The 6,814-nt window shown below is 67.8% G+C and carries 4 protein-coding genes and 1 pseudogene; 3 read left to right on the forward strand and 2 right to left on the reverse strand.

What is annotated here, in order from left to right:
* Positions 1-284: 284 nt before the first annotated feature.
* The gene (locus tag IO24_RS0137650; protein WP_031143981.1) at positions 285-1,187 is read right to left on the reverse strand and encodes a LysR family transcriptional regulator; all 903 of its coding nucleotides are present in this window, start codon (positions 1,185-1,187) and stop codon (positions 285-287) included.
* Positions 1,188-1,375: 188 nt separating this feature from the next.
* On the opposite strand from IO24_RS0137650, the gene IO24_RS0137655 reads away from it, so the two are divergent.
* The gene (locus IO24_RS0137655) at positions 1,376-1,681 is read left to right on the forward strand and encodes a DUF1330 domain-containing protein (protein WP_031143982.1); all 306 of its coding nucleotides are present in this window, start codon (positions 1,376-1,378) and stop codon (positions 1,679-1,681) included.
* Between the two features lie 549 nt (positions 1,682-2,230).
* Here IO24_RS0137655 and IO24_RS0137660 read toward each other — a convergent pair.
* Positions 2,231-2,773: pseudogene (locus tag IO24_RS0137660) on the reverse strand (IS6 family transposase); the annotation flags it as partial.
* A gap of 368 nt (positions 2,774-3,141) precedes the next feature.
* Between IO24_RS0137660 and IO24_RS41395 the strand changes: the two are divergent.
* Both IO24_RS41395 and IO24_RS0137675 read left to right on the forward strand, forming a co-directional pair.
* On the forward strand, positions 3,142-4,428 hold the full coding sequence (locus IO24_RS41395) for a TerD family protein (protein WP_051906010.1): 1,287 nt from the start codon (positions 3,142-3,144) through the stop codon (positions 4,426-4,428).
* A gap of 860 nt (positions 4,429-5,288) precedes the next feature.
* Entirely contained in the window at positions 5,289-6,536 is a 1,248-nt protein-coding gene (locus IO24_RS0137675; protein WP_031143988.1) for a PQQ-binding-like beta-propeller repeat protein, read from the forward strand.
* Positions 6,537-6,814 lie beyond the last annotated feature (278 nt).

Genomic DNA, 6,814 nt, shown 5'->3' on the forward strand with positions numbered 1-6,814 from the left:
GGTGTCGACCTCGGTGAGGAGTTCCGCCGGTTACCCGTGCTAGTCCGGTTCGGCGTCGGCGAAGGCGCGGTATCCGCCGAGATCTCGGGCTGGGCGAGGACGTCGCCGCGGTGTACGACTCGGACCGGACCCGGGGCCATCATCGGATGCTGATCCGCCGGCGTAGCGAGGTCGTGTCGGACATTCAGCAAGACCGCCGTCGTCGTCATCACCGCGCAGTCCGCCGGGCGCAGGGTCTTCGGTCTCGCCACCGCAGGCGTCCGTCTCGCTTGTCCTCTTGCGCGTCAGTCCGGCAGCCAGTGCAGCTCGTGCGCCAGGGTTTTGGCGACGGCACGGATGCGGCGGTGTAGTGGTGACTGCTCGCGTGGGAGGACCAGCTGGATCGTCAGGCTGGGCGCGCCTCGCAGTGGTCGCCAGGTGAGACCGGCCGGTTGTACCGTGGCCGCGGCTTCTCCGGCCGGGGCGAGGGTGACCCCGTCGCGCAGGTCGCGCTGAGACATGTCGAAAGAGACTGCGGGCGTGTGGAATCGGGGGTGTGGTCGGGTGTCTCGGAACAGTGCGGACAGCTGATCGTGGATCACGGGGTTGGCCGCACGGTCCGGGAGTCGCAGCGGATACGCGGCCGCGTCGGCGATCTCGATCTCCGGGTGTTCGGCCAGCGGATGGTGCTGCGCCAGCTGGACCCCGATGCGCGCACGCCGCAGCAGGAACCGGCGCACGCCACGGCCCGGCTGTTCACCGCGGGTGATCCCGGCATCGATGCGGCCGTCGGCGACCGCGGGGGAGATCTCCGGTGTCGCCATCGGGACCGCGCCGACCTCGAGTCCGCTGTTGCCGCGAATCAGCCTGTCCACCAGGGCCGGTGCCGTCTCGGCCCCGGTGCTGAGGCTGTATCCGATGCGCAGCGTGCCCAGTTCACCGGCCGCCGCGCTCCGGGCGGTGTCCCATGCCCGGTCCAGCGCCGCCAGCGCGGGCGGCGCGGACTCCGCCAAAGCCGCACCGGCCGTGGTCAATACGACGCTACGCGTGTTGCGGACCAGCAGGGCCGTACCGAGTTCTGCCTCCAATCGGCGCATCCGGGCGCTGAGTGCGGGCTGTGCGATACCGATCCGTGCGGCCGCGCGGGTGAAGTTCAACTCCTGGGCCAGAACCAGGAAGTACCGCAGGCTCACCGTATCCGGCGCCACGTGGCCTCCCTGCCGATTGATAACGATCCGTTCTGAGTCTATCCCGTACCGGTCTTTCCCTCGACCGCACATCAAGCCCTAACCTGCGCGTACGGCGATTCAACTGACGGCAGTACCCGTCGCCGGGATCGATCGATCTGAGTGTCAATTCGAAGTCGGACGTGTCCGGCCCAACACAGGAGGTTTCCATGGCTAAGGGCTACTGGGTCAGTGTCTACCCCGCCATTTCCGACCCTGAGGGGCTGACTGCCTACGACAAGCTGGCCGGTCCGGCTGTCCAGGCTGGGGGCGGGCGCGTCCTGTCCCGGATCCCGTCCCATGGCGGTCGAGTCGTCGCCCACGAGGCCGGAATCACGCAACGCGTCGTTCTGATCGAGTTCGACAGCTTCGAACAGGCCGTCGCGGCATACGAGAGCGAGGCATACCAGAAGGCGCTGGTGGCCCTCCCCGACGGCTTCGAGCGCGACTTCCGCATCGTCGAAGGCATCGACTGACCGGCAGGCCCAGCCATCGCTGAGCATCCGTCACCTGATACGCACACGGTGCTGAACGACGAGTCACGAGACGAGTTCGAAGCCATGCCCCGCGTCCCAGTTCGTCGTCGACGTCCTCGACGGCCTGATCCCTGTCGGGCGGATCGAAGAAACGACGCGACGTCCGGGCCAGCTGGACTGTCTCGCTGACCTCGTCGACGAAAACTGCTGGTGGTGGGCTGCAGGCCTCGGGGTCGGCGATGCGGCGCCTTCGAAGCGTACGGGTGGGACGTCTCAGATGCTTGGTGGTTCTCCGGCTGACTTGGGGTTGGATCCTCCGGGGCCAGCCCCTTCTCCTTCTTCTTCCCATTCGATGAGGGTCACCTGGTCGGGCAGAGGGGCGTTGCCGGATGGGAGGGTGAAGGCGGCGACGGCCATCGAGTTGGTGTTGATCGTCAAGAAGTGTCGTTGGGGCGTTGTCACGTTGTTGGGTGTGTGACTGCCTGACGGCGCGTCGGGGCAGGGTGGGCTTGGGAGCCGGGCCTGTGGTTAGGCCGTGGTGGGCCGGTCCTTCATCGCCCGTTCACGCTGCCTGGTCGGCTGGTGGCTGTTCTCCGCCCGGTTGTTCAGGCCCTTGTGGGAACGGTGCTCGACGGAGGGCATGACCTCGCGGTGGGCCGCGCCGTAGGAGCGGAGTCTGTCGGTGACGATCACCCTGGGCACCGTGCGGGTCTTCTTCAGGAGCCTGCGGAAGAAACGTCTGGCCGCGGCCTTGTTCCGCCGGTTCTGCACCAGGATGTCCAGCACCATGCCGTCCTGGTCGACGGCCCGCCACAGGTACTTCCGCTCGCCGTTGATCTTGATGAAGACCTCGTCCAGGTGCCACTTGTCACCAGACCGTGGCCGGCGGCGGCGCAGCGATTCGGCGTACCGCTGCGCGAACTTCACGCACCAGCGGCGGATGGTCTCGTAGGAGACGATGATCCCGCGCTCGAACATCAGCTCCTCGACCTCACGGAAGCTGAGGGGGAACCGGAAGTACAGCCACACACAGTGGGAGATGACCTCGGCCGGGTAGCGGTGCCCCTTGTACGACAGCGACGCGCTCCCCACAGACGACCCTTCCCAGGTTGATCAACCCGAAGATCATCCCACCGGTCAGCCAACGTGACAGTGCCTCACCCTGTACTCGGGCCCGCCCTTGCCCTCGTAGCGGATCGGCGGTCGTAGTGTGCCCGAGGGCCGGGTGCCGTGGTCAGACTCCACTGCACAGTCTCAAAGCGCATTGCACATGCAGCACGATGAATACACGCTCGGCGCGCCTGATCAGGACCTCCCTCGAAGCGGTCGCGATGATCGTGCCCTTGAGCGGTGCGGCGGTGCCCGTGAGGCCGTCCCGGCCCGTGGAAACGCGGGTTCCGATTCGGGCCAGATGTGACAGGGTGGCGTGATTGACGGGGACTGTTCAAGGAGTGGGCGGCATGCCGGAGCTGGGCAAGGGTGAGAACATTGCGGTGGGGCCCGGGACCATCGTCGCCGAACTGCACGCCGTGGGCGGGACGGTCGACCTCAGCGCTCTGCTGGTGGCGGCGGACGGTAAGGTGCGCTCCGACGACGACCTGGTCTTCTACAACCAGCCGTCCGCCGAGTCCGGTGCGGTCCGGCACCTGGCCGCTGATGCCGCAGGGCATGAGCGCGTCGAGATGAACCCGGCCGTGCTCCCCTCGGACGTGGACAGGGTCGTCCTGGTCGGTAGCTGCGACCCCGACGACGCGAGCCGCACCTTCCGCGACGTCGAGGACGTACTGGTCTGCGCCGCCCAACTCGGCGCAGACTCGGTCAAGTTCCGCCCGCCCTCCCTCACCGACGGCGAACGCGCCGTGCTCCTGATGGAGCTGTACCGCAGGGGCGAGACCTGGAAGCTGCGCGCTATCGGACAGGGCTACGCCGACGGCCTGGCAGGACTCGCCACCGACTTCGGTATCGACGTGGCCGAGGAGCCGGGCGAGCCCGAAGAGCCCGCACAGGCCACCGACGCACAAACGACCCCGGCCGCGCCTCCCATGAGCCTGCGCAAACCCCCGCTCGGCACGATCAGCCTCGACAAGGGCAGCCAGGTCTCCATGAGCCTGGACAAGGCGGACCGCCAGCTGGTGGTCACGGTGACCCTGGAGTGGGACGGCGGCAGCGACCAGCGCCGTAGAAAGGGCGCCGACCTCGACCTCTACGCCCTGTTCGTTCCCGCTTCCGTGGCCCTACGCGGCGAGAGGCCGCCCGGCACCCTCATCACCGCTAACAAGAGGTCGCGCCCTGCATCCGACTCGGACACCGCGAAGAAGGGCAAGGGTGCCGACGTCGTCTACTACAAGCGTCTCGGCTCCCTGAAGAACCGTCCCTTCATCCGCCTCGACGGCGACGCTCGGGTCCCCGGCCGGGAGACACTCCGTATCGCCCGCCCTGACCAGCAGGGCTACGTCCTCCTGTGCGCCTACTCCGCGGTCAGCAACGGCTTCGGCTCCTTCCGCAGCTTCGGCGCGAAGGTCGTGGTCACCGACGGCCGCGGCTCGACCGTCACCGTCCCGCTCTACGAGAACACCAAGACCCGCTACTGGGTGGCCATCGCCCTCGTCGACTTCACCGACGGCGACGGAGCGGCGATCCACCACATCGAGGCCTACAGCGCCCGTATGACCGAGCGCCGCCCAGTCCTCCACCCGGACGGCACCGTCGAGATGAACGCGGGGCCGGTGGAGTTCAAGCGGCGTTGAGCGCCATCTGCGCTGACGGGGCATCCGCACGGTCATGCCGCAGCTCGCCGACCTGGTCGGCTACCGGCGGTGGATTATCCCGTCGGAGTCGCACCGGATACGACAGCCGGCGTCAGCACCCCGTTCCGGCTCGGTCTCGAGGAGCGAGGGCTGTCCTACGTCCTGGCCCTGAACGGGAAGGAAGTTACCCGTTCCACTTCCCCCAGCCTCATACCAGAGAAGGTGCCCACCACCAGGCGAGATCACCCGACGTAACGAAGCACTACTAGCAACTGAACCGCGAAGTACGCCCTCTCGGCCCCTGATCCACTCATGGCCTCAGTCGCCGGGGCGGAGACTTCATGGCCGAACGACTCGCCCGAACATGGCCGCCACGGCTCCGCGCGGTCGGCCGGTCGTTGTTGGACTCCGTTCCTGAACACCCCCCAGCGCTGTCAAGGTCAGCCGACTGCCGGCGTTCGAGAACCGATCCGTACTTGGACGACTCCCGAACTGCCTGGCCCACGAGCTGCTGGTGCAGGAGGCAGCCCTGGCCCAGGCATGGAAGCACGCCACCAGTGTTAGCCGGCCTTGAAGGTCACGGCAGGTCCGTGCGGGACCTTCCTCTCACGGATGGGCACGACGCCGGGAAACGCGTCCGCCACCTCCACGGACTTGCCGCCCAGGGTGAGACGGGCTCAACATGACGCCTTCTCAGTTCCAGGAGCTGCTGATCTTGTGTGACAGGAGTTTCACGGACGCGTCCCGGTTGGGTACCGCCCGACGACTGGCCGAAATCCGACAGCTAGCCTGACCGGGCTCGAGACGTCCGAGCGGGCGTCGGCGACATCCGGGCCAAAATGGGGAAACGGGGAACATACATGGGCAGACGTGACGAGCACGCGGTGTCACGCAGGCAGGCGCTCAGGCTGGCCGGGACGGGGATCGGGCTGGCCGTACTGGGGGCAGGGGCATGGGGGTGCAGCCCCGCGGAGGAAACGGGCGCGTCGGGCGGCGGCACAACTGCCGGTGGAGGCCAGGGCGGTGACACCGACAAGGGTGGTGGCACGTTCAGCACGCCGCCCCCGGGTACCGCGCCCAAGCCGCTGTGGCAGCAGGAGACAGGCAACGACAACCTGGCCGGGATCCACGCGCTCGCGGTCATCGGGGACACGGTCGTGGTGTCGGGTGACCCGCTGGTGGGGCGTGACGTCGTCAGCGGCAAGGAGAAGTGGTCACGGCCTGGCATCACCATTCCCGGCGCCAAGCTGATCACCGGCGGCGGGACGCTCTATCTCGCCAGCGCCGAGTACGACGGCGACGTCGTGGGCCTGGATCCGGCCACGGGCAAGGAGACCTGGCGCAGCCGCCTGGGCAAGGAGTACGAGCAGCCGCGCCCCATCGCGGCCGACGACCGACACGTCTACGTCCTCGCCGGGATCCTGGAGGAGGACCTCTCGTCGCCGACCAACGTGATCGCCGCGATCGACACCACCTCCGGCAAGATCTCCTGGCGTGAGCAGCGTGACAAGGGGACCGAGGAGTTCGGCATCACCGCCGCGGTCGTCGGCGGGCGTCTCGCGTACACCGACTACCGGAAGAACGTGACCGTACGCGACGCGGCGACGGGCCGGCAGCTCTGGACGAAGAAGATCGGCAGGTCCAACTACTACCGCTTCGCCATGCACGAGGACCTGGTGATCGTGCCGGACGGGGAGCGGCTGCGGGCGTTCGCCCTGGCCGCGGGCACGGAGCGCTGGTCGCTGGCGAATGAAGAGTTCACCTGGTTCAACGATCCGCAGGTCCTGGACGGGGTGCTCTACGCCTCCGACGGCGCGTACGGCATGTGGGCGGTGGACCCCGGTACGGGCAAGCAGATCTGGCACAACAAGGATCTGGTGGGTTCGGCTGCGGAGGCGTGGCAGTTCGCCAAGGTGGGCGGCACGTTGTACGGCGCGACCGAGCACGACAAGAAGGGCGGCGTGCACGCCTTCGACACGGCAACCGGGAAGCTGCGCTGGACGTACAACGACAACACCGGTGACAGCGAGAAGTGGTACGTGGTCGCGGCGGGCAAGCGGCTGGCCGTGATGCACGCCGAGCGGCTGTACGCGCTGCCGGCCGTCTGAGTCGACGGGGCAGCGGACAGATGCGGCGGCGGGAGCCTGACCTGCGGTCTCGTCCGAGGTCGCCGAGGAGGCTGCCGATGCGAGACACTCCGGCCGGTGAGCGGAGGCTTTGAGGAGCTTCTCCCGGAGAGTGCAACGGCCGCTGCGACCGTGCCGAGGTCCCGAGACACCACACCTAGCTAGAGGTTGTCCCGTATGGGGCGTGGGTTATCGGGCGAGGGCCAGGTTGTGTAGCCGGGCGATGCCGAGCATGGCCTGGTGAACGCCGTTGCCCTTGA

Origin of the sequence: Streptomyces flavovariabilis (genome assembly GCF_000725785.1) — a bacterium.
Lineage (GTDB): Bacteria > Actinomycetota > Actinomycetes > Streptomycetales > Streptomycetaceae > Streptomyces > Streptomyces hawaiiensis.

Coding starts and splice junctions, on each gene's coding strand:
- IO24_RS41395 (WP_051906010.1), top strand. CDS start 3,142: ATGCCGGAGCTGGGCAAGGGTGAGAACATTGCGGTGGGGCCCGGGACC.
- IO24_RS0137675 (WP_031143988.1), top strand. CDS start 5,289: ATGGGCAGACGTGACGAGCACGCGGTGTCACGCAGGCAGGCGCTCAGG.
- IO24_RS0137655 (WP_031143982.1), top strand. CDS start 1,376: ATGGCTAAGGGCTACTGGGTCAGTGTCTACCCCGCCATTTCCGACCCT.